This is a genomic window from Mesorhizobium sp. M4B.F.Ca.ET.058.02.1.1 (assembly GCF_003952505.1).
GTDB lineage: Bacteria > Pseudomonadota > Alphaproteobacteria > Rhizobiales > Rhizobiaceae > Mesorhizobium.
Genome location: NZ_CP034450.1, coordinates 1,557,025 through 1,577,816, shown reverse-complemented (window position 1 = coordinate 1,577,816; position 20,792 = coordinate 1,557,025). Strand labels below are relative to the sequence as shown.

The following is a 20,792-nucleotide window of genomic DNA, read 5'->3' as shown; positions in this document are numbered from 1 at the left end:
CTGTTAGGAGGAGAACCCTTCGCGAAGCGTCAGGTTCCCGGAACTTTGCCCGCGCCGGCTTATTGCAACGAGGCCCGGCAGGTCGACCGAGCCGGCAAGCAACGCTGAACCGCCGTATCGCTTCGTCTTGACCCAATTCCGGAGAGGCTATTCGTTGTTCTCCGTCTTCCGGGCGGCAGCCTCCTTCTTGCGCCGCAGCACCTCGTCGGTGCCGACGATCTCCTTGGCGCCGCCGGAAATGGCGGTTGAGACCACGGCCGGCGGATCGCTGGCTGGAAAACTGTCTTCCAAGCCGGCATCCAACTGCTCGTCGAGCGTGTCCGGATTTTCGGAACGGCCCTGCGTGCGGCGGCCGCCGATCTCCTCAAGATCGCTTTTGGAGTCGGGGTGGTCGCGGACATTCTTCATCGTCGAAACCACCAGTTCGATCGCGAACTCCTTCATCGCCTCGGCCTGCGGCGCGGCGACGGCGGCGTCCTCGACAAGGCGGATGAGCGACTTCTCCACTTCCGCCAGTTCCTTCGCTCCCTGGCAACGGGCCAGCCGCTGCGCCAGCGAATTGAGGAGGGCAGGGGCGAAGGTCGAATAGGCATTCATGCGGGTTTCATCGACATGTTCGGGATGAAGGCTATGCAGCGACATCGGTTCCTCCGGCAAGTCTGTCCTGCAGATCCTGGACAGCCAGGCCATTGGCCGCCAACCCGCAGGGATGTCCTAATGGAACTGAGGGAGACGGAACTGGTTCCATGGAGGCATTGCGCTCGGCCATCGCGGCTGCACAGACCTCTGCCAGCCGGATCGCCAACCCTTCGAGAACGGGCATCGCCGGCGCAAGGTCAGCGGGGCAACTCGGGGCCAAGGGAATCCGGAAGTTGGACTGAAGTCTGACCGGACTGCGCAGAGGGCCGATGTCCGGTCTGCTCTATCATTTGTTGTAGTGCTGCGGCCCTCAGCCGACCTATGCTCTATCATCGGCGGTAATTGACAAGGGCATCGCCGACAGTAAGCGAAAAGCGCGCTTCCGCCCCAGCATGCGGGAGGAGCGATGTTCAAAACCAGCGGCGTTGCTTACCCGGAGGATATGGCCCTCCTGCAGAGGGTCTATGATCGCAGCTGCCAGGACCTCGATATTTTGCCGGGCACCCGCGAGGCGAATACTTTGGCCGCGCAGATAATGGATATTTTCGCCAGCGGCGTATCGGACGAGGAGTCCCTTCTTCAACTTCTCAAGCGCGAATTCTGATGGTCTTCCTTGAAATCCTGCAGCGAGGCTGCGCCCGAGCTGGGCGACCTGAGCTGGGGCATTCCGCAGCGTAACCGCTCCGCCATATCCGCCCTCTTTACAGCCATTGAGTCATATAGGATTATTATCCTAGATGCGGCGATGCTCGGAGGGATCGCAATGGTCAGGCGCAAAAAACCCAGGCAGCTATCCGGTTCGGATTTGGAGCTCTTCCTGCAGGCGGCGGAGGCGCTGCACAAGAGCATCGTCGGCCCGCTGATCTCGCCGCAATGCGATCACTACCGCTCGCTCCAGCTTTTGCATGAGGCGCTGTTGAAGACGTGCGAGAGGTCACCGGCAAGGAAGTGGCGTTCATCCGGTGGAACGGGACGGGGCCGGTGAAGTAGGCCTAGTGAACGAGCCGCCTCGAAGCGGCCAGAGCCGCTTCCATGTCAGCGGCATTGACGATCCCTCTGACGAAAAGCACCATCATCAGCCGGGCGACATCGTTACGCTCGGCGTCGGCGGAAATGCCATAGTCGTGGCAATGCTTCGTCAATGCCTGGGTCAGCATGTGACGATCGTCCGAACTGATGTAAGTCGAGGAAGCCGGCGCGCCTCGGTCGATTTGGCCGGGATTAGCCTCGACGACCGTGCCGTTCTCTACGCCCTTTTTGCGGATTACCCGCAGTCCTGGCTGCAAGGAGGTGGAGGCTGGCGCGTCCTTCTGGCGACTCCAGTGTCGTGAGCGCATGACTCTCTTCTTCCTCAGTCGGGGGAAAGCGCGATCTACTCTTCCAAGCGTCCGTGTGCCTCGGTTGGGTGCGGACGACTGGTGTTAACCGCTAGCGGGCGGCTTTGGTTCCGTGGGGCGTCGGGTACGAGCCTACCGCACCGCCGAGCTATTGCGGCGACGCGTATTGGCTCCCAGCCCGGGACGAGGTCGGTGACGCCGCCGCCTCCGAGCATTCACTCGGCCATGGCCCTGCGGCGTTTTGAAAACAACCGGCGCAACGCCACTTCGTCTGAGATGCCGTTCTCGAACGCTTGGATGACTTCGTTGGCAAGCTGCTCCCTCTGTTCCCGGTCCTTAAGGGCCAGACGGCGCTCGCTGCAAAGCTGGTCAAAAACGTTCTGGATGATCTCCAGATCGACAGGCGTGAATATGCTGCTGTATTTTTTGAAAGCCATGACGCTTTCCTCCCCCACCCGGGCGAAAGCGTGATCTGCTCTTTCAAGCATCCGCTTGCCTCGGTCGGGTGCGGATGACGAAGTTAATTGTATTCCTGCAATGTCACGTTAGCGAGTCGATTCGGCGTCGAACCGAATAGCCCGGTTTCGCACGGAGTGACAGGGTTTAGGGAACCGGGCTATCCAGCAAGCCCGCTGCCATCTGAAGGATGGGTGGCAACGGGATTTTGGGACCTGACTAAACGCACGACCCGTTGCACGGTTCCCCGACATTGGGTCTTGCTGGCGGGCTTTTTCGACCCCCTCTGAAACCCTTCGACCGTGGCCCGAGCGCCAGGTCTAAGCCTCGAGCCATTTCGCCCGGGGCTGGGGAACGCTGCTGCTTCGCAAAACCCAATCCAGCACGCGCGGGTCGACATCGTTTTTGCCGGTAAGCCTGCGGATCAAAAACGCGGCGTGGGCCACCCATTTATCTTCAGGAATTCCGTCTTCGATGACCGATTTTACGAAGGCACACCGAAGGACCTCGCAGTCGGATGAGGAGACACCTCGCCGGTTCATGATGCAAATCCTCCGAATGCTCCGCAAACGAGGCTTGATGTCTTTTCGTTCCGGCAGCGGACTGCAGTCGCAAGCCTGCTGCGACTGAAGTCGCAGCGACAACAGCAAAGGGCTGGAGGCGGCAACCAACAAACTGCCAATACATTGATGCGGGGCCGCCGATTATTTCGACCCCCTCCGTCGTCGGTCATCCTGGGTGCCTGCCATGCTTACCTTTCGAACATGGTGGGCGCCTGGCTTTGCCAACAGCAAGCGGCGTTTGACAGCGAGGCGAATGTGACCCTTGTCCAGAGCAGAGCGGACCTACCTGACATCGCAGGTCGGCTCGCCAACGACGCTCCCACCCCTGATGATTTTTCGATCCTTGATCTCATTTCGAGTGACGATGATGCCGCTGACCTTGCCAAGCAGCGAACGGAGCGCCTTGGCAATGTCGTGGTTGTCATAATGGCTGTCTGCTTGATCTTTCCACTGGCGATTTGCTTTGCGCTGGCGATCAGGGCGGTCTCGTAAGAACGCCACGGGGACAGGCCAGTGAACTAGTGGACAAGCCTAGACGCGGCCAGAGCCAACTTCATGTCAGCGGCATCATCTATCCCGCTGACGAAGAGCACCACCATAAGCCGCGCGACATCATCTCGTTCGGCGTCGGCGGAAATGCCAAAGTCGTGGCAATGGTCCGTCAATGCCTGGATCAGCATGTCGAGATCATCCGATTTGACACAGGTCGGGGAAGCCATACGCGAGCTCCGTCATCCTGAGGGCGGCGCGTGGAGAACATTACCTTCCGCGCCACGGCGGAAGTAGCTGGTCCTACCGCGATCCCACTTCACCTTTATTGTTTGGTCGGTGGTAGCGACCACAATCCCACGCTCGGTAGTGTCCTTGCGGATTACCCGTTGTCCTAGCTGCAAGGTGGCGGAAGCTGGTGCGTCCACAGACGGACGCGCGCGTTCTGAAAAGCGCATGACGCTCTCCTTCCCTGGGGCGAAAGCGCGATGGACTCTTCCAAGCGTCCGCGTGCCGCTGCCTGGTGCGGACGACTGGTATCAACCACCCTCGGTAGCTTTGGTTCCGTCGGGTGCGGCGGGAACCGGGCCTACCGCGCCGCCGAGCTACTGCCGGCGACGCGGATATCTCTAAGTTTGAAAACGCGATCGGCCTGTGCTCTTGGGCGCCGGCCAATCTGCGTCGGCCCTCGCTCGCATCAACAGCCTTCGGTCGTCGTTTTCAACTGGCCTGGAGCAGCCGTCTTTGCATCGGTATCCTGCTGCCCCGGAGCCGCCTGCTTGGCACTGCCGGTCTGCTGGCCGGGCGCGCAATCCTTCGCCGAATTCGGATTGGTGTCGCTCGTGGTGGTCGAGTCTGTACCCTGATTGGTGGTGCTCGGCATCGTTGTCGTCGTCGTGGTTGTCGTGGAAGATCCGCTCGTGGTGCTGGTTGACTGCGCAATGGCAAGCCCAGTGGACAGGGCCAAGATAGGTAACGCGAAAAGTAGCCGGTTCATCGTTGTCTCCTTACGAGGCGGTCCCTTCGATTTCCAAAAGAGGAAAACACGCGAACGGTTCCCGAAAAGCCCGAGGGATCGTGTGTGGCGGCCAGGTTCTGGGCTCGGGTCTGCCGGCTCGCCCCGGTATGGGCGCAAAGAAGCGGCGAATATAGGAAAACGGCGCGGATAGGCAGATGTGATACTGGCTGTCTTATTCGGGCGAGGCCCATGCACCAAGCTCATAGAGGTTGCAGAGCACTCTTGACGACAAAAGCCCTCAAACCCATATCGCCGCTGGGCCAGGGATACTGCCGTAGGTCTCGGCCCTCCTGACACTCAATTGTTCGTTCGATTTGGAGGATCTTATGAACGACCGGATGTTCGACAGCCCTGTTTTCGTCAAGAGCGGAAAGAGCCTGATCCAGGAAATCGCATGCATCGAGGACGCCCTGGAATTTCTCTACGAATGGCCGAAAAATAGGCGCGGCCCGATTTACGACACTGCGCTGCGAGCCTGCCAAAAGGCATTCGACAGCGATTACCCGCGAAACGCCGCAAGGGAGGCCTTCTGCGGTTTCGCAAAATCAGCCAAGGTTCTTGAAGAACTGAGCGCACCGCCGCCATGGATGGCCAGGGTCGGCGGCCGCGGTGGGCTAGCCGCTTGAAGTCTCGCGATGGAGGTCGCGATGCTCTCAAAGCCATTCGAAAAGCCGATCCGAGTTTGGGTTGGAATGGGTTTTCCCCGTCAGCTCAACACCGTGGTTGACGCATACCAGTTTGCCACCGATTGGTGCGGCAACAGTCCCGAGCAGAAAGCTGCCATCCGCGCGTGCAAGGCGGCACTGGTCGGAGACATCGACGCGGAGACGGCCAGGGGAATCTTTGCCGCCTTTGCCCGGAAGAAGGACATCCTTATCGAGGAAGGAAATATGCCGCCGCCTTATTGGAAGGCGCGGCCTTCGCACGTCTAGGCGGGTGAGGCGGCGGTCAACGTCGCCTCACCATACTTCAGAGCCTATTCCCCTATGACCGCCTCCAGGGTGACCCTTCCTCGCGGAAGTCCTGCAAGGACGCGTGGCGCAGGTCTTCCTCGCCACGGAGGTGCTTTACACGGCCAATCAGCCCTGGCCTTACCCATTGCGTCGCCGCCCGCCTCATGCCGTTCGGCGCCGTGCCTGCGTGCTCCTGGACGCGCTGCCACAAGCGTTCTCGCATTTCGCGGTTTAGAGTGATGAAGGCGCTGCCGACATAGCGCCCGGTGCCGCGCTCGGCCATGAGGGCGAAGGCAGGCTTGCCCGCCTCGCGCTCGACGCCGAGCAGCTCGTATTCGTCGATCGTGTAGCACTTGGCCTTGAGCCAGGCCGTAGAATTGCCGGAGCGATATTTGCTGTCCTTGCGCTTCGAAACCATGCCTTCAAGCCCGGCTTGCTCGATGAGATGAAAGATGGACTTGGCATCGCCCGGCAACGCTTGACTGAACTGGATGCGCCCGCCAGACGGGATCATCTCGGCCAGAATCTCGCGCCGGTCCTCCAGCGCGATGTCGCGGAGGTCGTGGCCATTGAGGTGGAGAAGATCGAAGGCGACGAAATAGAGGTCCTGTTGCCGACTGGTAATGGCCTTACGCAGCGCCTTGAAGTCGGACAGCCCAGCCTCATTCGTGACGATCACTTCGCCGTCGATGATCGCGTCCTCGGCCTCGAGCTCGCTCGCGGCGTTGGCAAGGTCGCGATATTTTGCAGTCCAGTCGAGCCCGCGGCGGCTGAAAATGCGCACACCGTCCACGTCCCGAACAATTTGGGAGCGGTAGCCGTCGAATTTAACTTCATGAATCCAGCCATCGCCTTCCGGTGGCTTGTCGACGAGCGTCGGCATCAACGGCTCGATAAATGACAACCGGTCGCCGCCGGCAAGCCTAGGCATTGGAACTCCCCATGCGAAACTTTGATTCAATATCGCATGGTCGCTTCGGTTCCGTTAGTGATTGCTAAAAAGCCCGCCGGCCGGAGCCAGCGGGAGAGGCCTTACTGGAGTAGCCAGGGCTGTGGCCCCTGGCAAAGTGCAAACCGCCCGCGTTTTGTTTCAGGACTGGGAACCCCGCCAACCCGCCGTCGACTGCAGCGTCCAGAAATCAGTAGGCGCGCTGCGGGCGCAGTTGAGCCTGCTTGGCCTCGGCGCACCGATTTCTGAACTCCTGCACCTCGGCTTCCGTGAGATGCTCGATGCCGATGAAGTCGTTCTTTCCCTGTCCGGACCGTATGAGTTCGTCGAGCTTCGCCTGTATGGCCGCACCGTCGCGGTTCTGGGTGTTCTGGATCAGGAACACCATCAGAAAGGTGATGATTGTGGTCCCGGTGTTGATGACGAGTTGCCAGGTCTCCGAAAAGGCGAACACCGGACCGGACAAGGCCCAGACGACCACGCAGGCCAAGCATGAGACGAAAGCCCAAGGGCGGCCCGCGGCATGGGCGACCGCCTCCGCGACACGGTTGAATATTCGTTCCAACCCCTAATCCTCCGCCTGATGCGCCATGCTCCATGGCGTCGTGCCAAAGCCAGAGCCGTCGGCAGCGTGTTGCGGCCGAGACGCCCGTTTGTTTTGTTCGGGGAATCCTTGTGATCGCGCGCGGCCCCGGCCTCGACCGGGACCGCGGTTGCGGGCGACCAGAGCGGGTGCCCGGCGGCTCAGGCTGCCGCCTGCAACGCCCGCTGGTTCGCGCCACTTTCGCCCAGCGCGCTCAGCGCCTCGTCGGTGGCGGACTCCTGCGCCAGCGTTTCGCGCAGCAACGGCACCGCGTCCTTGAGGCCCAGTTGCTCCGCCCAGGCGACCAGCGTGCCGTAGCGGGCTATTTCATAATGCTCGACGGCCTGGGCAGCCGCCACCAGGCCCGCGTCCAGCGCCGGCTCGTCCTCGTACTCCTCGAGGATTTCCGACCCTTCTTCAAGGATGCCGTCGATCGCCGGACAGGTCTTGCCCCTTGCGGCCTTGCCCATCAGTTCGAACACCTGTTCCAGGCGCTCGACCTGTCCCTCCGTTTCCATGCGATGCTTCTCGAAGGCCGCGCTCAGTTCCTTTGACTGGGCTGCCTTCGCCAGCTTGGGCAACGTCTTCAGGATCTTCTTTTCCGCATAGTAAATGTCCTTCAGGCCGTCCACGAACAGGCTCTCCAGGCCGTTCGCCGCGCCTGACGAATTCTTCCTTGCCATCACTTTGCTCCATCGGTTGATGCGCCTTGAGGGTGCAAAGGAAACGGCGCCCGTGAAATCGCAAGCGCCGCTTCCTTGCATCACGATAAGCGTGGCCGGGAACGGATGTTCCCTGCGAAATATTTCGTGAACCCAAGTCGTGGACGGCGCGCGGCGCGCGGGATCGCCGGGACGGCTCTCCTGTCGGCAAGTCTCCCGACGCGCATGCCTAGTCAGCCCGGCTGCAACCGGACGCCGGCTGCGGCGTTTGCTCTTGGCGGTGCACGCAGGATCGGAACCGAATGCTCGAATCCCTGTATCTGAACCTTGGCCAGCACGACGACCTCTCGGAGGCGGAAAAGGAATTGCTGGCGGGTGCCATCTCGACCGAAAGGCATGTCGCCACGGGGCAGGACATCGTTTCGGAAGGCTCGAGACCGACCCACAGCACCCTGATCCTCGACGGCATTGCCGCGCGCTACAAGGTGCTCGAGGATGGCGGCCGGCAGTTCACGTCCTTGCAGGTTCCGGGTGACTTCGTCGACCTTCACGCCTTTCTCCTGAAGACGATGGACCACGGCATCATCGCGCTGTCGCCATGCCGCGTGGCCGCCGCCGAGCACGGCAAGCTGCGCGCCATTACCGAGCAGGCGCCGCATCTGACGCGGCTTTTGTGGCTGGACACGCTCGTCGACGGCGCCATCCACCGGGAGTGGATCGTGGCCATGGGCCGGCGTTCCAAGACATCGCACCTCGCCCATCTCATTTGCGAGCTGTTCGTCCGCCTCCAGGTGGTCAAGCGCACCAGCGGGATGAGCTTCCAGCTTCCCTTGTCGCAAGCGGAGCTTGCCGATGTGCTCGGGCTGTCGGTCGTCCATATGAACAGGGTCATCGGCATGCTGCGCAACATCGGCCTGGTCAGCTGGTCGAGCTATACCGTGACCATCCTCGACTGGGATCTGCTGGTGGAGTTGGCTGAGTTCGACCCCACCTATCTCAGCATGAACCGGGAACCGAGATAGGCGTCACGGCGGATCGCGAAGCACCGACTTCCAGGCGGCGACCGACGCTATGTCGACGGTGACCAGGCCGCCGGCCTTGAACGTAACCCGGCCTCTGTCCTGGTCGACTTCGGTAATGTGACCGGCGATCATTATCGGGTCGCCGGCCTTGGCCCCGGCCGGCGGGTCGATGGCGAAAGGATAGTTGTGGGTCGGGATCCGCACCCGCGCGCGGCCGCTGCCGAGCAGCTTCAGGATGGTGGCGTTCACGATCACCTCGTCGCCGATGCTGACGTTCCAGGCCATGGGCGATCAGCCGGGTTTTCTGGGGGCCGCCGACTTGGCGCTGCCCGGCGCCCACAGCTCGTCGAGCATGACGAGCGCGGCGCTCCGGTCGCCGGGCCTCAGCAGCCCTTGCTCCGCCGCGGCCGTCTTGAACGCGTCGAAGGCAACAGCGGGTCGGCAGATCCCTGCGAGTGCGTCGTCCACCAGGCGGACCGCCACGACATAGGTCGCGGCGTCCTTATCCTTCCATGTCCTGGCGAGCGCCTTCTTGGCATCGGCGATGGACGACACGACCATCGAGCCGCCATCGGCGAACCGGATCGTCAGGGGCAGGAACAGACTCACGGCCGGTCACCAGGCGAACCACTCCCGGGTTCGCCATAGCAATCCGGCGAAGGGCGCGATCGTGAAGGCGACGACGCCCAGGGCCAGAAGGGGACTGCTCGCAAGAACCGGTTTCATCAGATGCCTCCACAAGGTCCCTCATTGCATCGACTACCATCGCGCGCCGGTCGTCGCATTTAACTTTGATATGCCGCGACCGGCGCCGAGGCCCGCGGGCGGCCGGTCCGGTGTTTCGACTTTGCCAACCTTTTCGAGCGGCAGACGTTGTCCTTATCGAAACCAGGAGACGAAGCGATGCTGACGAAATCCGACACATCGAAGGCGGCAGGCAGGCAGCGCCGCGTGCAGCGCAAGGTCGACGCCGATGACCGCCGCAAGGCCAAGGCGAAAGAGCCGGGTGCCATGCAGGCCGGGGCGCGCGAATATCCCGTGCCGCCTTTCCCGAAGCAGCATCATCCAAAACCCGGCGAGGAGTGGGCGATCGAGCCGGCGCCGCTCTACGACGCGCCGTTCTGGCAGGGCTCGAAGAAGCTCGACGGCAAGGTGGCGCTGATCACCGGCGGCGATTCCGGCATCGGTCGTGCCGTGGCGGTGCTGTTCGCGCGCGAGGGCGCCGATATCGCCATCGCCTATCTCAGTGAGGATCGCGACGCCGAGACGACCAAGCGCGCAGTCGAGGCCGAGGGCAGGCGCTGCCTGGCGCTGCGCGGCGATGTCGCCAGGCGCGCCTTCTGCCGCAAGGCGGTCGAGCAGACGGTGAAGGCATTGGGTGGCCTCGATGTGCTGGTCAACAACGCCGCCTTCCAGATCCATTCGACCGATTTCACCGACCTCACCGAGGAGCATTTCGACACCACGCTGAAGACCAATCTCTACGGCTATTTCCATATGGCGCAGGCAGCCGTGCCGCACATGAAGCCGGGCTCGGCCATCATCAACACCGGTTCGGTCACCGGCATCGAGGGTTCGAAGCATCTGGTCGACTATTCGATGACCAAGGGCGGCATCCACGCCTTCACGCGCGCTCTGTCGGGCAACCTGATCGGCAAGGGCATCCGCGTCAACGCGGTGGCGCCGGGCCCGGTCTGGACGCCGCTCAATCCGTCGGAAAAGGAGGCCGAGGACGTTTCCCAGTTCGGCGCCAAGACGCCGATGAAGCGGCCGGCGCAACCGGAAGAGATCGCGCCGGCCTATGTGTTCCTCGCTTCGCCGCAATGCTCCAGCTACATCACCGGCGAGATCCTGCCGATTGTCGGCGGCTATTGAGAGGAGGCTTGCCAGAGGTGGGGGTAGGGGGCCTAACCCTTGCGCTTGCCTTCGGACGGGGCCCTCACGCCGGCCTGCGCCTCGCGCATCATCTTCAGCGCTTCGTCGCGGGTCAGGCCGCATTTGCGGGCGAAGTAGGCAGCCTCATAGGCCTCGGCCGCGGAGGCGGGCGAGATCGCGGAAAGCATAGGTCTCGATTTCTTCTTGGCCATCGGTTCACGGCACCACAATTCGTTTAGTCAGCTAATATGGCAACTTTGTTTGCCAAGGCAAATTTCTGCTATTTGCCGAGCTGTTCCTAGGCGAACGCGCCGATGCCCCGGGGGTTCCCTGGAAAAAGCGACGCATCTCGGCGCCCGGCGCCGGGGAGAGATGGCTGCCGCCAGCGGCCCGGTCGCATGGAGGCAGCGGGCCGGTAAAGTGGCCTGAACCTTGAAGGATTTTGAAACGTAATTATATCAATGACTAAGCGTGCTCTGCACGCGAAACGTAGTGCTTTGGTCAAGCTTCATCTTCATGGAGGTTGTCTATGGCAATGATGATGGAAGGAAAGAGGGGCCAGGATTGGATCAATCTGGTCCTTGCGATCTGCCTGTTCATCTCCCCTGGATCATCGGCTTCGCCGCTGAGACGATGCCCGCGTGGAACGCCTGGATTGTTGGCGTTGCGCTCGGCGCGTTGGCTTTGGCGACGCTTTCGGTGTTCGCGGAGTGGGAGGAATGGGTCAATCTCGTCCTCGGGCTTTGGCTGATCGTTTCACCCTGGCTGCTGGGCTTCATGGCAAACGCCAACGCGATGGCGACCCATGTTATCCTCGGCATTCTGGTGGTTGCCGTATCGGCCTGGGCGGTCTGGGATGTCCATCATCCGCACGCGCATGCGTGACGGGTGATTAACTGGGAGCCCGCCGCGCAAGCGGCGAGCTCCTTAAAGCAATTCCAGGAAAAGTGTGCAGCGGTTTTCCGTCTGGAATTGCATGAGAGAGAAGCAATTCCAGGAAAAGTGTGCAGCGGTTTTCCGTCTGGAATTGCGTGAAAGAGAAGCAATTCCAGGAAAAGTGTGCAGCGGTTTTCCGTCTGGAATTGCGTGAAAGAGAAGCAATTCCAGGAAAAGTGTGCAGCGGTTTTCCGTCCGGAATTGCGTGAAAGAGAAGCAATTCCAGCAATATCGGAGCATTGGCTGAACCGGCGGCTGCGGGCGCATCACGAATTGCTGCAACCGGAAAGCTTTTCGTGCATTCTTGGGAATGGCTTGGATGCTCCACCCGGAAGCGCCCGCGAAATGCTGCTCCTATTGCGGCGGCCGCGACCACAATTTCGAGGACTGCCCGAAGCGCAAGGCCGATGCCGAGAAGCAGAAAGAGGAGGCGCGCGCAGAGTTGGATCGCGCGCGCGAAAAATCTCCATCGAACTGATCGCGTCGGCGTCGTCATCTGATCATGGCATCGCCGCGTTACGGCGCGGTGGCGATTGTGCCGGCTGGTTCGCGCCGGCGCGATGTGGTATTCACCGCGCCTTTTTGGCGACGGGGAACGGCCGTGATTACCGGCAAGGATCTCATCCAGTGGGGTTTCAAGCCTGGGAAATGGTTTCCCGGGGCGATCGCCGATGCCCAGCGCATGGAGGGCGAGGGCAGGTCGCAGGACGAGATATTCGCCCATCTCCAGACGCTCATGCCGGTCGAGATGATGCCGCGCACCAACGCGCTGCCGTTCGGCGTTTTCCTCGAACCCGAAAATGATGTCGAGCGAGACAATCTTGGGCTGGTCGTGGAAGCGATGGACGCGCTTCTGCGTACGCCGACCGTAGTGTCAGGTGTCGTCATGCCTGACGCATGTCCGGCCGGCACCATTCCGGTAGGCGGCGTCGTGGCGACCAGGAACGCCATCCATCCCGGCTTCCATTCGGCCGACATCTGCTGCTCGATGGCCATCACCGTCTTCAAGCGCAACGACGACCCGAAGAAAATCCTCGACGCCGCCTTCGAGATCACCCATTTCGGTCCCGGCGGCCGCAAGGACCAGCGCGGCCGGGCGATGCCCGCCGAGCTTTCGGCGCGCTTCAAGGCCAACCGGTTCCTCTCCGACGTGACAGCGATCGGCGACAGCAATCTCGGCACGCAGGGCGACGGCAACCACTTCCTCTATGTCGGGCATCTGCGCTCGACCGGACAGCCGGCGATCGTCACCCATCACGGCTCGCGCGGCCCGGGCGCCATGCTCTACAAGCGCGGCATGGCGGTTGCCCGCCGGCATACCGCGATCGTCTCGCCGAAGACGCCGCCGGGTGCCGCCTGGATCGAGGCCGACACGCCGGACGGCCGGGCCTATTGGGACGCGTTGCAGGTCATTCGCGAATGGACCAAGCAGAACCATTTCCGCATCCATGACCGCATCCAGGCCAAGCTCGGCAACCAGATCGCCGACCGCTTCTGGAACGAGCACAATTTCGTCTTCCGTCGCGACGACGGGCTTTTCTACCACGCCAAGGGGGCGACGCCGTCCTTCGACGGCTTTTCGCCGGACGATGACGGCCGCACGCTGATCCCGATGAACATGAGCGAGCCGATCCTGATCGCCGGCCATGCCGACAAGAAGGCGGCGCTCGGCTTTTCACCGCACGGCGCCGGCCGCAACATGAGCCGCACGCGCTATCTGCGCGAGGTGATCGGCAGCCGCGACTTCGACGATGTGGTGAAGGCCGAGACGAACGGGCTCGACATCCGCTTCTGGCTCGGCACGCCGGACCTGTCGGAACTGCCGGCGGCCTACAAGAGCGCGAGCCAGGTGGTCGGCCAGATCGAGCGGCACCGCCTTGCAACGATCGACGACTTCGTCGACCCTTACGGCTCGATCATGGCGGGCGACTGGCAGAAAGACATGCCCTGGCGGGACAGGAGGTGAGTGGCTCGTGAGTGCCTGCGGCCATCCTCCGGTGCCCCGGAGGCGGTAGCGATGACTTCAGCACCCCGTGCGCTTCGCCGCCTTGCTCAGGTCATCGTTCGTCGGCTTCCGCCAACTAGGCCCCTGCCGTCTCCCTTTGCACCTCGCTAGCGAAAGCCGCCAGCAGTTCCATTCCCTCGGCCCAATCACCAAGTCCGCTGTCGCCATTGATGTGGCCGAGTGTGCCGGCAACATGCAGGCCGCTTCCCCATTGCGCGGCCTTTGTCCCGGCATACTCCAGCGAGCCATAGGGATCGTCGCTGCTGGCGACGATGAGCGAGGGGAAGCGAAGCCGCCCTGCCGGCGTGCCCGCGAAGCTTCGTGCCGAGGCCGGAAAGGCCTCGCTTGCCGGGTCGGGAACCGCGACCAGGAAAGCCCCGGCGACCGCACGCCGCGAGACCTGCTGCCAATGCGCGACGAGCAGGCAGCCGAGGCTGTGGGCAATCAGGACGGGCGGGGCATTCGCCGCCGCCACCGCAGCGTCGAGGGCGCCGATCCAGTCGTCGAGGTCCGGCTGCTCCCAACTCGCCGGGCTGAAGCGGCGCATCGCTGGGTTCGCCCGCTGCCAGCGCGTCTGCCAGTGTGCTTCGCCCGAGCCGCCAATGCCGGGCACGATGATGAATTCGCTCATGGACCGCCTTTCCTGCCGATGCAATACCGGCAATTCTAGGCCTTCCTCTGGCCGAGGGAATGAGAGATCATCGGAAAGCAGGCAAGAATTCCGATGGATTGAAGGCAAGCATGGCAAACGGCGAGGCAAGACCGAGGCTCGACCCCACCGACATGGCGATCGTGGAGATCCTGCAGGAGGACGGCCGCATCGGCATTTCCGAGCTTGGCCGCCGCGTCGGCCTGTCCCAGCCCGCCACCTCCGAGCGGGTGAAACGGCTGGAGGAGCGCGGCATCGTCGCCGGCTACCGGGCGGTGATCGAGCCCGCGGCGCTTGGGCTCGGCACCATGGCCGTCATCCGCCTGCGCACCACGCATGAGCACATCCAGTCCTGCCTGAAGAAATTCGCGCAGATGCCTGAGGTGATCGAGGTGCTGCGGGTGACCGGCGAGGACTGTTTCCTGGTCAAGGTCGTCGTCCCGTCGCCGCCCGATCTCGAGGCAATCGTCGACGGCATCGGCCGCTACGGCGCGGTGACGACGAATGTGGTGCTGCGGGCCGAGCCGCCGAAGCGGCTGGGGCGGGACCTCGTTATGCGATGAGGCGCAGCGTATGCGCCGCCGCGTTGGCGAAGGAAATATCCCCTTGATCTCACGCATCGCCATCGAGGTTATGGTGCGCCGCACGCCGGGTAGGCGGCTCAGCTCCTCGCGCAGCATCCGGTCGAGCGCCATCATGTCAACCGTCACGATCTGCAGGAGGTAGTCGGCCTCGCCGGTGGTGGCGTAGCAGCGCCGGATCAGCGGATGTCTCTGCACCGCCGCCTCGAAGGCGTCCGACACCTCGAAGTCAATCGACACCTGGATGAAGGCCTCGATGTCGAAGCCGATCCTGGCCGGATCGATGCGGGTGGAATAGCCGCGGATGACGCCCGCTTCCTCCAGCGCCTTTACCCGCTTCCAGCAAGGCGTCTTGCTGAGGCCGACCTCCTCGGCCAGTTCGCCAAAGGAGATGCGCGCGTCGCGCTCGAGTGCGGCGACGATCTTGCGGTCGAGGGCATCCAGCATCAATCGTTCTCCAGATTTCGCTCTAAATAGGACAGTCGTCCTTCAAATCGCGCCATTTGGATAACAAAAAGGAACAATGTTCAAGCGAAAAGCCCTATCCTGGTCTCAGTATCCAACGAATGGCCCGCATCGCGGCCCGGGCAAGGGAGAAGAACATGCTGAAGTCCGAATACCACGCCCGCATCGAGGCGCCCGAGATGCGCGACTACGGTGTCTATCTGCAATGCGACAAGCTTCTCCAATGCCAGAAGCCGCTGGCCGATATGGTCAATGCCGACGAACTGCAGTTCCAGATCGTGCACCAGGTCGAGGAGCTGTGGATGAAGCTCATCGCCTACACGCTGGCCGACGTCCTCGATTACCTGGTGAGAGAGGATACCCACCGGATCGTCACGCTGATGGGCCGGGTGCACCGGCTGATGCGGCTGATGACGGCACAGCTCGACGTGCTCGAAACCATGTCGCCCAAGGAGTATCAGCAGATCCGCCTGCAGCTCGGCAATGGCAGTGGCCAGGAATCGCCAGGCTTCAAGCTGCTCTTGCGCATGCCGCCGGACCTCTGGCGGGCCTTCAAGGCCTCATACCTCGATGGCCGCGGGCTGACCGTCGCGGATGTCTATGACGCGCGCTACGACCATGGCGACGCCTACGTCGTCGCCGAGGCGCTGATCGAGTTCGACGAGCTGTTCCAGAAGTTCCGCGCCAACCACCTCTATCTTATCCACCGCTCGATCGGGCTCGGCTCCAGATCGCTGAAGGGTCGCCCGGTGGAGATGCTGGAAGGCGGCGCCCGCCACCGTTTCTTCCCCGAGCTATGGGACATACGCTGCGACATGACCGACCGCTGGGGCGCTGAATATGGCACCGTCAGGGAGTCGATCAGCCATTGCCCGCACGCGAAGGCGGGGTGAGCTTGGCTCCCCCTTCTCCCCTTGTGGGAGAAGGTGTCCGAGCGAAGCTCGGACGGATGAGGGGTGTTGGCCGGAATGCTACCTTTCAGATATAAACATTTAAAATCATTTGATTTTCCGCGCCGAGCTTCTTCCGGCACCCCTCATCCGTCTCGGCGCTGCGCGCCGATCCCCCTTCTCCCACAAGGGGAGAAGGGGGAGCCAGGCTTGCCACCCCGCCAGCCAAAACTATTTGCACCCCCATGTCGGAACTCCCGCGCCTCGCCCGTCCTAGGGCCGAACGCAGCAACACCCGGAGAGACATCATGGAAAGCACCCAATCGACCTGGCAGACCGCAGTCATCCTCATCGCCCGGCTGATCTTCGCCGCCATGTTCGCGATGGGGGTGGCCTTCAAACTCATGGATATCGGCGCCACCGCCGGCTACATCGCCGCCGCCGGCTTCCCGTTCCCGCTGTTCCTGGCATGGTGCGCGGCGATCCTCGAAACGCTGCTGGTGATTGCCTTCCTGACCGGCGCCTTGCTGACCCCGGCGGCGCTGATCGGCGCGGTCTATGTCACCTTCCTCGGCTTTGCCTTCCACGGCCCTTCGCACTGGGCCGGCAACCAGGCCGAGTTCGGCGCCTTCATGTCGCATTTCCCGTTTGCCGCCGGCCTGCTCTTCGCCGCCGTGCACGGCCCGGGCAGCGTGCTTTCGCTGCGCCAGGGTTGGCCGGGCAGGGCGTGACCTCATTCCTTCTCCCCGTTCAACGGGGAGAAGGTGCCCGAAGGGCGGATGAGGGGCGGCGCCGGCATCGACAATCGGCGGCCCCGAGATGCACCCCCTCACATCTGGTCGTTGTAAGGTTCCTTCATCTGGCCGACCATGCGGGCGAGCTTCGAGAAGGACGGCATGTCCGCCTCCGGCTGGCACCGGTTGGCGAGTTCCAGCAGCCGGATCGGGAAGTTGACGGCATCGCGGCTCGATGCCGACATGCCTTCGGAGCGATCCTCACCCGTCTCGCAGGCCTCGGCCCGGCGCAGCGCAATGTCGATCTCCTCGACCGTCAGCACACCCTTGCGCACCAGCACCTGGTTGATCGACGCGACGGCCATCAACAGGCCCTCGAGCTGCAGATTGGCGACGTTCATGGCGGTTCCTCCCATTGACCTCGCCTCAAAAACGCACGAACGGCGTTTCCGATCCGGCATGATGCTTGCTGCCGTCGCCTGATCGGTCCGGAGTCGCTAGCCGTGCCGTTCCTGCGTGACAGCGTCGAGGATAAGCAGCGCCGAGTCGATACGCCATTGCTCTTCGGGCCTGACGCTCGCCGACAACAGCCGGTCCAGAACCGGCTCGCTGAGCAGCCAGCGCCGCATCTTTTCGATCGTGTCGTCGCCGGCGTCGTTCCAGAAATTCCGATTGGCCTTTTCCTTGATGAGCCGCTCGGCATCGCTCCCAAAGAACTCCGCCAAGTGCAGCGCGGCATTGGCCGAGGTCGAGGAAAGCCATGCTTCCAGCGCCGCGTCGAGGTCGCCGCCGGCGATTGCGATTCCACACAGCCAACCCGTCGGGTCGCCATCGTCGGGATGCTGCTCAAAACCATGACGCCAGGCACCAGCAAAAAGCGCCTGCACCGCCGCTCGTTCGTCCCGCGGCCACGTCCGCCACCCGCCACGGCTCAATTTGCTGGCGATGATCGGCGGATCGAGGCCGTGCCATCGCTGGTCGAAGACAGCCAACTCGAGTATCCGCGGCAGGAAGTGCTTATAGTCGGCAACGTCGCCAACCGTGGTGATCGCCCAGCCGGCATAGGGCCCGATCTGCTCGCCGGTCAACTCGCGCAACGGCGCCGAGGTGAGCGTCTTCAGGATCGCCACCGGATCGCGCAGCGGCGAGGCGCGCAGCACACGCGGCGGCGGGCAGGGCGCAAACGCATCGTAGCAGTCGTCGATCAGGCGCTGGAGCTCCGGCGGTTCTGTCATTTGCCTGTGCATGGACGCAAAGATTTATCGCGCCTACAGCTCCATCCAGCGTTGGCCGTACTCCTGCCAGAGCGCCTTGACCTCGCGGCCGCCTAGCGGTGGCGTCGAGCGGTCGCCGTAGAAGATGGAGACGGCGCTGAGGTCGTATTGGCCATCGGTCTGGACAATGAAGCGGATCGCTTCGCCGAGTGGCCTGGAGTGGAAGATCGGATCCGCCTGACCCCTGCCAAGGCTGCGAACGCCTGAAATGGTTGCTGGCAAATGCCGCATCCGAAAGACGGATGCCATGGCAGGTTTGTCCATGCCGCTCTCCGCGATTCCCCAACGGAATGATCCCATAAGGTCTGGTTAATGACCAGCCCGTGCGAAAAGCCCGGGCGGCCGCCCGGGCTTCCTGTCATGCGTCCTTCTGCCGGCAGAAGCTGTCAGCTTTTCCAGTGGCGGTGGAACCAGTCGGGCTGCGGCTCGACGCTCCTGGCGATTGCCAGGCCGATCAGCACGCCGATAAGCCCGCCCAGCGTCAGTGCCGTCGAGATCGTGCCGGGGTTCTGCCGGACCGTTTCCGACACGCTCTGCGCCTGGCCGCGCACAGTCTGTGCCTGGCTGCGAAGCTGCTGCGCGGCGCGAGATGCCCCCTCGGCTGCACTGTCGTACCAGCCGGAGGCTCGGTCGGCGGCACTATCGTACCAGCCATGCCCCGTCTCGACGACGTCCTCCGCCTGTTCGGCCAACGCGCGGTTGAGCCTGCTGACCTCGCGCCGCAGCTCCGCGATCTGCTTCTTCAGCGCCGCTTCGGAAGCGCTTGAAGAGCTGCTGCGTGTCGTGCTGCTGCGTGCCGCGGCACGACTGCGCGCCGGGTTGCTCTGGCTTTTTGCATTGCCGTTGCTCGGCTGGGCTGAGCTGTTGCCCTGGCTGCTCTCGTTCTCGGCCATGGTTTTCTCCTCTTCGATGTACGCCAACGATCCCGACAGGCCATAGTTCCCAGTGGGATGCGGCGAGCAAGCCTTCTAGGAAAATTTTCCTTGCCGGGTGACGGCAGCTATGCTACTGTTTTGTCCATGGTGCTGATTTGCGCCGCCGACCCGCCCGCCGAGGGCGGGTCTTGTTTTTCTGGATGCCTTCGAGCGCAGCGCCTCCTCGATCACTTCTCGACGCCGGCAGGCCAGAGAGGGGCGCGAAGCAACGCCGCGTTCCCGGTAGGCCGCTTCTCGAGCCCATCCCAGATCACCCGTGAGCCCGCCCATGCCCCGCTATGCCACCATCATCACCGCTGACGACGGACACGACGTCGTAAGCGCCATCGGCGTCTTCGAAGGCACCGCCAAGCCGCTGCGCTCCGGCCGTGTCGAGGAGGTCGCGCCCGGCGTGCTGATCGGCATGGTGCGCGGCGGGCCGGTCGATGCGGTCGGCGGCTTCGGCTTTCCAAACGGCGCTGAGGGCGGCCGGATGATCGGCATTGCCAGCACGGCGAGGCCGGGCAAGGCCGAGCCAGCCGCCGTCCAGATCGAAGCCGCGCCGGCCGGCACGGCGGCATCGGCCGAGAGCGCGGCGCCCAAGCCGGCGCGCAAGCCGACCAAGCCAAGGCGCGCCAAAACCGGCAAGCGCCGGAAGCCCGCCGTCGCGCGGTCCAGGCCGTCGAAGTCGGCGGTCGTTCCCGCCGCCGTGCCCGGCAGCAGCGAGCCGGCGGCGTCCCATGGCTGACGCGCCGTCGCGTTCGCGCCGGGCGCGGAAACCGGCAGGCGTTCCCGTCCGCCCGAAGCGGGCGAAAAAGACCATCGGCGATGATTTCGCCGCCGCGCTGCGCCAGGATTTCCGTGACCATGGCGCCGGCGTCATCGCCAAGGTCAGGGCGGAAAAGCCCGACCAGTATCTGAAGATCGTGCTGTCGGTGCTGCCCGGCCCGAAGGATTCTGATGCCCACACCAACACTCTGGACACACTGAGCGATGAGGAGATCCGCGCCCGCATCCGCGCCCTCGAAGCGATCGTCAGGCCGTTCCTTGGGGACGGAGTATCTGGCGCTGCTGACGGAGCTGGAGCGCCGGCGCCGCGCTAACCATTTGGCCGCTTACCGGCCCTATCCCAGGCAGGCGCAGTTCCACGCCGCGGGCGCTGCCAACCGCGAGCGCCTGTTCATGGCAGGCAATCAGCTTGGCAAGACCAGGGCGGGGGGCGCCGAATGGGCGATGCACCTCACCGGCCGCTATCCCGACTGGTGGCAAGGCAAGGTGTTCGACATGGCCGTGCGCCTCTGGGCCGCAGGCGTCACCGGCGAGGGCACGCGCGACAACCCGCAGCGCGTGCTGGTCGGCCCGCCGCAGCAGCAGGCCGACTGGGGCACCGGCATGATCCCGGCCGATGCCATCGTCCACACCGTGATGGGCCGCAGTGTTGCCGGTGCAATCGACAGCGTCGTCGTGCGCTGGGGCGGCGGTGGCGACGTCCAGGCCTCCGAGAGCGTGCTCTCCTTCAAATCCTACGAGAAAGGCCGCGAGAAATGGCAGGGCGAGACGCTGCACGGCGTCTGGTTCGACGAGGAGCCGCCGCTGGATGTCTATAGCGAGGGCCTGACGCGCACCAACGCCACCGGCGGCATCACCATCGTGACGTTCACGCCGCTGCTTGGGATGAGCGATGTGGTGCTGCGGTTTCTGTCGGCGGCGGATGTGGAGAGGATGGGGAAGGGGTGAATCACAGCCAATCTCCCCCCTTGTGGGGGAGATGCCCGGTAGGGGGAGATCAGCAGCTTCG

Annotated in this window: 31 protein-coding genes and 2 pseudogenes; 14 read left to right on the top strand and 19 right to left on the bottom strand. The window is 63.3% G+C overall.

The features are described 5' to 3' along the window. Positions 1–147: 147 nt before the first annotated feature. The gene (locus EJ073_RS07980) at positions 148–642 is read right to left on the bottom strand and encodes a hypothetical protein (RefSeq protein ID WP_126055235.1); all 495 of its coding nucleotides are present in this window, start codon (positions 640–642) and stop codon (positions 148–150) included. Between the two features lie 403 nt (positions 643–1,045). On the opposite strand from EJ073_RS07980, the gene EJ073_RS07975 reads away from it, so the two are divergent. Both EJ073_RS07975 and EJ073_RS32900 read left to right on the top strand, forming a co-directional pair. Next, positions 1,046–1,243 carry a hypothetical protein gene (locus EJ073_RS07975; RefSeq protein ID WP_126055234.1) on the top strand — a complete coding sequence of 66 codons (198 nt, stop codon included), beginning with the start codon at positions 1,046–1,048 and terminating at the stop codon, positions 1,241–1,243. 9 nt (positions 1,244–1,252) lie between these two features. After that, entirely contained in the window at positions 1,253–1,624 is a 372-nt protein-coding gene (locus EJ073_RS32900; RefSeq protein WP_348627245.1) for a hypothetical protein, read from the top strand. A gap of 7 nt (positions 1,625–1,631) precedes the next feature. Here EJ073_RS32900 and EJ073_RS07965 read toward each other — a convergent pair whose 3' ends face one another. From EJ073_RS07965 to EJ073_RS07940, 5 genes are all read right to left on the bottom strand, one after another. Then, positions 1,632–1,976 (bottom strand): hypothetical protein, encoded by a 345-nt coding sequence (locus EJ073_RS07965; protein WP_126055233.1) that lies wholly within the window; start codon positions 1,974–1,976, stop codon positions 1,632–1,634. A gap of 215 nt (positions 1,977–2,191) precedes the next feature. Further along, entirely contained in the window at positions 2,192–2,413 is a 222-nt protein-coding gene (locus EJ073_RS07960) for a hypothetical protein (RefSeq protein ID WP_189347905.1), read from the bottom strand. Between the two features lie 864 nt (positions 2,414–3,277). Continuing rightward, positions 3,278–3,496: a hypothetical protein gene (locus EJ073_RS07955; protein ID WP_126055232.1), complete on the bottom strand. Its 219-nt coding sequence runs from the start codon at positions 3,494–3,496 to the stop codon at positions 3,278–3,280. Between the two features lie 17 nt (positions 3,497–3,513). After that, positions 3,514–3,714, bottom strand: a complete 201-nt coding sequence (locus EJ073_RS07950; RefSeq protein ID WP_126055231.1) for a hypothetical protein — start codon at positions 3,712–3,714, stop codon at positions 3,514–3,516. Positions 3,715–4,181: 467 nt separating this feature from the next. Further along, positions 4,182–4,481, bottom strand: coding sequence for a hypothetical protein (locus tag EJ073_RS07940; RefSeq protein WP_126055229.1), 300 nt, complete (start codon positions 4,479–4,481; stop codon positions 4,182–4,184). 347 nt (positions 4,482–4,828) lie between these two features. Here EJ073_RS07940 and EJ073_RS07935 point away from each other — a divergent pair, with 347 nt between their 5' ends. Together EJ073_RS07935 and EJ073_RS07930 are read left to right on the top strand one after the other, a co-directional pair. Then, complete coding sequence (locus tag EJ073_RS07935; protein WP_126055228.1) at positions 4,829–5,128, top strand: DUF982 domain-containing protein; 300 nt, start codon at positions 4,829–4,831, stop codon at positions 5,126–5,128. A 21-nt stretch (positions 5,129–5,149) separates the two neighbouring features. Continuing rightward, positions 5,150–5,434: a DUF982 domain-containing protein gene (locus EJ073_RS07930; RefSeq protein ID WP_126055227.1), complete on the top strand. Its 285-nt coding sequence runs from the start codon at positions 5,150–5,152 to the stop codon at positions 5,432–5,434. Positions 5,435–5,486: 52 nt separating this feature from the next. Here the strand turns inward: EJ073_RS07930 and EJ073_RS07925 are convergent, their stop codons facing one another. The 3 genes from EJ073_RS07925 to EJ073_RS07915 all read right to left on the bottom strand — a co-directional run bounded on the left by EJ073_RS07925 (position 5,487) and on the right by EJ073_RS07915 (position 7,670). Continuing rightward, entirely contained in the window at positions 5,487–6,386 is a 900-nt protein-coding gene (locus EJ073_RS07925; protein ID WP_126055226.1) for an ATP-dependent DNA ligase, read from the bottom strand. A gap of 208 nt (positions 6,387–6,594) precedes the next feature. Beyond that, entirely contained in the window at positions 6,595–6,969 is a 375-nt protein-coding gene (locus tag EJ073_RS07920) for a low affinity iron permease family protein (RefSeq protein ID WP_126055225.1), read from the bottom strand. 179 nt (positions 6,970–7,148) lie between these two features. Continuing rightward, a complete protein-coding gene (locus EJ073_RS07915; RefSeq protein WP_126055224.1) occupies positions 7,149–7,670 on the bottom strand; it encodes a ferritin-like domain-containing protein in 522 nt (173 codons plus the stop codon). A gap of 281 nt (positions 7,671–7,951) precedes the next feature. Here EJ073_RS07915 and EJ073_RS07910 point away from each other — a divergent pair, with 281 nt between their 5' ends. Continuing rightward, positions 7,952–8,671: a Crp/Fnr family transcriptional regulator gene (locus EJ073_RS07910; protein WP_126055223.1), complete on the top strand. Its 720-nt coding sequence runs from the start codon at positions 7,952–7,954 to the stop codon at positions 8,669–8,671. Positions 8,672–8,674: 3 nt separating this feature from the next. Here the strand turns inward: EJ073_RS07910 and EJ073_RS07905 are convergent, their stop codons facing one another. Beyond that, complete coding sequence (locus EJ073_RS07905; RefSeq protein WP_126055222.1) at positions 8,675–8,956, bottom strand: hypothetical protein; 282 nt, start codon at positions 8,954–8,956, stop codon at positions 8,675–8,677. A gap of 6 nt (positions 8,957–8,962) precedes the next feature. Continuing rightward, positions 8,963–9,280, bottom strand: coding sequence for a DUF982 domain-containing protein (locus EJ073_RS07900; protein WP_126055221.1), 318 nt, complete (start codon positions 9,278–9,280; stop codon positions 8,963–8,965). Between the two features lie 294 nt (positions 9,281–9,574). On the opposite strand from EJ073_RS07900, the gene EJ073_RS07895 reads away from it, so the two are divergent. Further along, the gene (locus EJ073_RS07895; protein ID WP_126055220.1) at positions 9,575–10,546 is read left to right on the top strand and encodes an SDR family oxidoreductase; all 972 of its coding nucleotides are present in this window, start codon (positions 9,575–9,577) and stop codon (positions 10,544–10,546) included. 32 nt (positions 10,547–10,578) lie between these two features. Here the strand turns inward: EJ073_RS07895 and EJ073_RS07890 are convergent, their stop codons facing one another. After that, a complete protein-coding gene (locus tag EJ073_RS07890) occupies positions 10,579–10,758 on the bottom strand; it encodes a hypothetical protein (protein WP_126055219.1) in 180 nt (59 codons plus the stop codon). Positions 10,759–11,075: 317 nt separating this feature from the next. Here EJ073_RS07890 and EJ073_RS07885 point away from each other — a divergent pair. Further along, positions 11,076–11,431, top strand: a pseudogene (locus EJ073_RS07885) (SPW repeat protein). 7 nt (positions 11,432–11,438) lie between these two features. On the opposite strand, the gene EJ073_RS07880 reads toward EJ073_RS07885, so the two are convergent. Next, the gene (locus EJ073_RS07880) at positions 11,439–11,978 is read right to left on the bottom strand and encodes a hypothetical protein (protein WP_126055218.1); all 540 of its coding nucleotides are present in this window, start codon (positions 11,976–11,978) and stop codon (positions 11,439–11,441) included. Between the two features lie 105 nt (positions 11,979–12,083). On the opposite strand from EJ073_RS07880, the gene EJ073_RS07875 reads away from it, so the two are divergent. After that, a complete protein-coding gene (locus EJ073_RS07875; protein WP_245455497.1) occupies positions 12,084–13,448 on the top strand; it encodes an RtcB family protein in 1,365 nt (454 codons plus the stop codon). Positions 13,449–13,563: 115 nt separating this feature from the next. Here EJ073_RS07875 and EJ073_RS07870 read toward each other — a convergent pair whose 3' ends face one another. Further along, positions 13,564–14,118 carry an alpha/beta hydrolase gene (locus EJ073_RS07870; protein WP_126055216.1) on the bottom strand — a complete coding sequence of 185 codons (555 nt, stop codon included), beginning with the start codon at positions 14,116–14,118 and terminating at the stop codon, positions 13,564–13,566. 110 nt (positions 14,119–14,228) lie between these two features. On the opposite strand from EJ073_RS07870, the gene EJ073_RS07865 reads away from it, so the two are divergent. After that, positions 14,229–14,699: an Lrp/AsnC family transcriptional regulator gene (locus tag EJ073_RS07865; RefSeq protein ID WP_126059122.1), complete on the top strand. Its 471-nt coding sequence runs from the start codon at positions 14,229–14,231 to the stop codon at positions 14,697–14,699. 108 nt (positions 14,700–14,807) lie between these two features. Here the strand turns inward: EJ073_RS07865 and EJ073_RS07860 are convergent. Next, positions 14,808–15,164 (bottom strand): annotated as a pseudogene (locus tag EJ073_RS07860) (Lrp/AsnC family transcriptional regulator); the annotation flags it as partial. Between the two features lie 155 nt (positions 15,165–15,319). On the opposite strand from EJ073_RS07860, the gene EJ073_RS07855 reads away from it, so the two are divergent. Together EJ073_RS07855 and EJ073_RS07850 are read left to right on the top strand one after the other, a co-directional pair. Beyond that, positions 15,320–16,075 carry a tryptophan 2,3-dioxygenase family protein gene (locus EJ073_RS07855; RefSeq protein WP_126055215.1) on the top strand — a complete coding sequence of 252 codons (756 nt, stop codon included), beginning with the start codon at positions 15,320–15,322 and terminating at the stop codon, positions 16,073–16,075. Between the two features lie 305 nt (positions 16,076–16,380). Then, a complete protein-coding gene (locus EJ073_RS07850; protein ID WP_126055214.1) occupies positions 16,381–16,803 on the top strand; it encodes a DoxX family protein in 423 nt (140 codons plus the stop codon). 98 nt (positions 16,804–16,901) lie between these two features. Here the strand turns inward: EJ073_RS07850 and EJ073_RS07845 are convergent, their stop codons facing one another. The 4 genes from EJ073_RS07845 to EJ073_RS07830 form a co-directional block, all read right to left on the bottom strand. Next, a complete protein-coding gene (locus tag EJ073_RS07845) occupies positions 16,902–17,207 on the bottom strand; it encodes a hypothetical protein (RefSeq protein WP_126055213.1) in 306 nt (101 codons plus the stop codon). Between the two features lie 96 nt (positions 17,208–17,303). Continuing rightward, the gene (locus EJ073_RS07840; protein WP_126055212.1) at positions 17,304–18,041 is read right to left on the bottom strand and encodes a hypothetical protein; all 738 of its coding nucleotides are present in this window, start codon (positions 18,039–18,041) and stop codon (positions 17,304–17,306) included. Positions 18,042–18,074: 33 nt separating this feature from the next. Next, on the bottom strand, positions 18,075–18,344 hold the full coding sequence (locus tag EJ073_RS07835; protein WP_126055211.1) for a hypothetical protein: 270 nt from the start codon (positions 18,342–18,344) through the stop codon (positions 18,075–18,077). A gap of 122 nt (positions 18,345–18,466) precedes the next feature. Then, the gene (locus EJ073_RS07830; protein ID WP_245455496.1) at positions 18,467–18,973 is read right to left on the bottom strand and encodes a hypothetical protein; all 507 of its coding nucleotides are present in this window, start codon (positions 18,971–18,973) and stop codon (positions 18,467–18,469) included. A 310-nt stretch (positions 18,974–19,283) separates the two neighbouring features. On the opposite strand from EJ073_RS07830, the gene EJ073_RS07825 reads away from it, so the two are divergent. Genes EJ073_RS07825 through EJ073_RS07815 form a run of 3 tightly spaced genes read left to right on the top strand, consistent with a single transcriptional unit; the run spans position 19,284 to position 20,731 of the window. Further along, positions 19,284–19,742 (top strand): hypothetical protein, encoded by a 459-nt coding sequence (locus tag EJ073_RS07825; protein ID WP_126055210.1) that lies wholly within the window; start codon positions 19,284–19,286, stop codon positions 19,740–19,742. Continuing rightward, positions 19,735–20,097 (top strand): hypothetical protein, encoded by a 363-nt coding sequence (locus EJ073_RS07820; RefSeq protein WP_126055209.1) that lies wholly within the window; start codon positions 19,735–19,737, stop codon positions 20,095–20,097. Before EJ073_RS07825 ends, EJ073_RS07820 begins: the two co-directional genes overlap by 8 nt. Further along, positions 20,042–20,731: a terminase family protein gene (locus EJ073_RS07815; protein WP_245455495.1), complete on the top strand. Its 690-nt coding sequence runs from the start codon at positions 20,042–20,044 to the stop codon at positions 20,729–20,731. The genes EJ073_RS07820 and EJ073_RS07815 overlap by 56 nt, the downstream gene beginning before the upstream one ends. The last annotated feature ends 61 nt before the right edge of the window (positions 20,732–20,792 follow it).

Bases quoted from the DNA above. Each gene is read 5' to 3' on its own strand.
- EJ073_RS07855 (WP_126055215.1), top strand. From the start codon at position 15,320: ATGCTGAAGTCCGAATACCACGCCCGCATCGAGGCGCCCGAGATGCGC.
- EJ073_RS07930 (WP_126055227.1), top strand. From the start codon at position 5,150: ATGCTCTCAAAGCCATTCGAAAAGCCGATCCGAGTTTGGGTTGGAATG.
- EJ073_RS07840 (WP_126055212.1), bottom strand. From the start codon at position 18,041: ATGACAGAACCGCCGGAGCTCCAGCGCCTGATCGACGACTGCTACGAT.
- EJ073_RS07865 (WP_126059122.1), top strand. From the start codon at position 14,229: ATGGCAAACGGCGAGGCAAGACCGAGGCTCGACCCCACCGACATGGCG.
- EJ073_RS07825 (WP_126055210.1), top strand. From the start codon at position 19,284: ATGCCCCGCTATGCCACCATCATCACCGCTGACGACGGACACGACGTC.
- EJ073_RS07950 (WP_126055231.1), bottom strand. From the start codon at position 3,714: ATGGCTTCCCCGACCTGTGTCAAATCGGATGATCTCGACATGCTGATC.
- EJ073_RS07925 (WP_126055226.1), bottom strand. From the start codon at position 6,386: ATGCCTAGGCTTGCCGGCGGCGACCGGTTGTCATTTATCGAGCCGTTG.
- EJ073_RS07910 (WP_126055223.1), top strand. From the start codon at position 7,952: ATGCTCGAATCCCTGTATCTGAACCTTGGCCAGCACGACGACCTCTCG.
- EJ073_RS07965 (WP_126055233.1), bottom strand. From the start codon at position 1,976: ATGCGCTCACGACACTGGAGTCGCCAGAAGGACGCGCCAGCCTCCACC.
- EJ073_RS07905 (WP_126055222.1), bottom strand. From the start codon at position 8,956: ATGGCCTGGAACGTCAGCATCGGCGACGAGGTGATCGTGAACGCCACC.
- EJ073_RS07870 (WP_126055216.1), bottom strand. From the start codon at position 14,118: ATGAGCGAATTCATCATCGTGCCCGGCATTGGCGGCTCGGGCGAAGCA.
- EJ073_RS07935 (WP_126055228.1), top strand. From the start codon at position 4,829: ATGAACGACCGGATGTTCGACAGCCCTGTTTTCGTCAAGAGCGGAAAG.
- EJ073_RS07940 (WP_126055229.1), bottom strand. From the start codon at position 4,481: ATGAACCGGCTACTTTTCGCGTTACCTATCTTGGCCCTGTCCACTGGG.
- EJ073_RS07880 (WP_126055218.1), bottom strand. From the start codon at position 11,978: ATGACGACGCCGACGCGATCAGTTCGATGGAGATTTTTCGCGCGCGCG.
- EJ073_RS07850 (WP_126055214.1), top strand. From the start codon at position 16,381: ATGGAAAGCACCCAATCGACCTGGCAGACCGCAGTCATCCTCATCGCC.
- EJ073_RS07915 (WP_126055224.1), bottom strand. From the start codon at position 7,670: ATGGCAAGGAAGAATTCGTCAGGCGCGGCGAACGGCCTGGAGAGCCTG.
- EJ073_RS07835 (WP_126055211.1), bottom strand. From the start codon at position 18,344: ATGGACAAACCTGCCATGGCATCCGTCTTTCGGATGCGGCATTTGCCA.
- EJ073_RS07830 (WP_245455496.1), bottom strand. From the start codon at position 18,973: ATGGCCGAGAACGAGAGCAGCCAGGGCAACAGCTCAGCCCAGCCGAGC.
- EJ073_RS07975 (WP_126055234.1), top strand. From the start codon at position 1,046: ATGTTCAAAACCAGCGGCGTTGCTTACCCGGAGGATATGGCCCTCCTG.
- EJ073_RS07980 (WP_126055235.1), bottom strand. From the start codon at position 642: ATGTCGCTGCATAGCCTTCATCCCGAACATGTCGATGAAACCCGCATG.
- EJ073_RS07820 (WP_126055209.1), top strand. From the start codon at position 19,735: ATGGCTGACGCGCCGTCGCGTTCGCGCCGGGCGCGGAAACCGGCAGGC.
- EJ073_RS07890 (WP_126055219.1), bottom strand. From the start codon at position 10,758: ATGGCCAAGAAGAAATCGAGACCTATGCTTTCCGCGATCTCGCCCGCC.
- EJ073_RS07845 (WP_126055213.1), bottom strand. From the start codon at position 17,207: ATGAACGTCGCCAATCTGCAGCTCGAGGGCCTGTTGATGGCCGTCGCG.
- EJ073_RS07960 (WP_189347905.1), bottom strand. From the start codon at position 2,413: ATGGCTTTCAAAAAATACAGCAGCATATTCACGCCTGTCGATCTGGAG.
- EJ073_RS07895 (WP_126055220.1), top strand. From the start codon at position 9,575: ATGCTGACGAAATCCGACACATCGAAGGCGGCAGGCAGGCAGCGCCGC.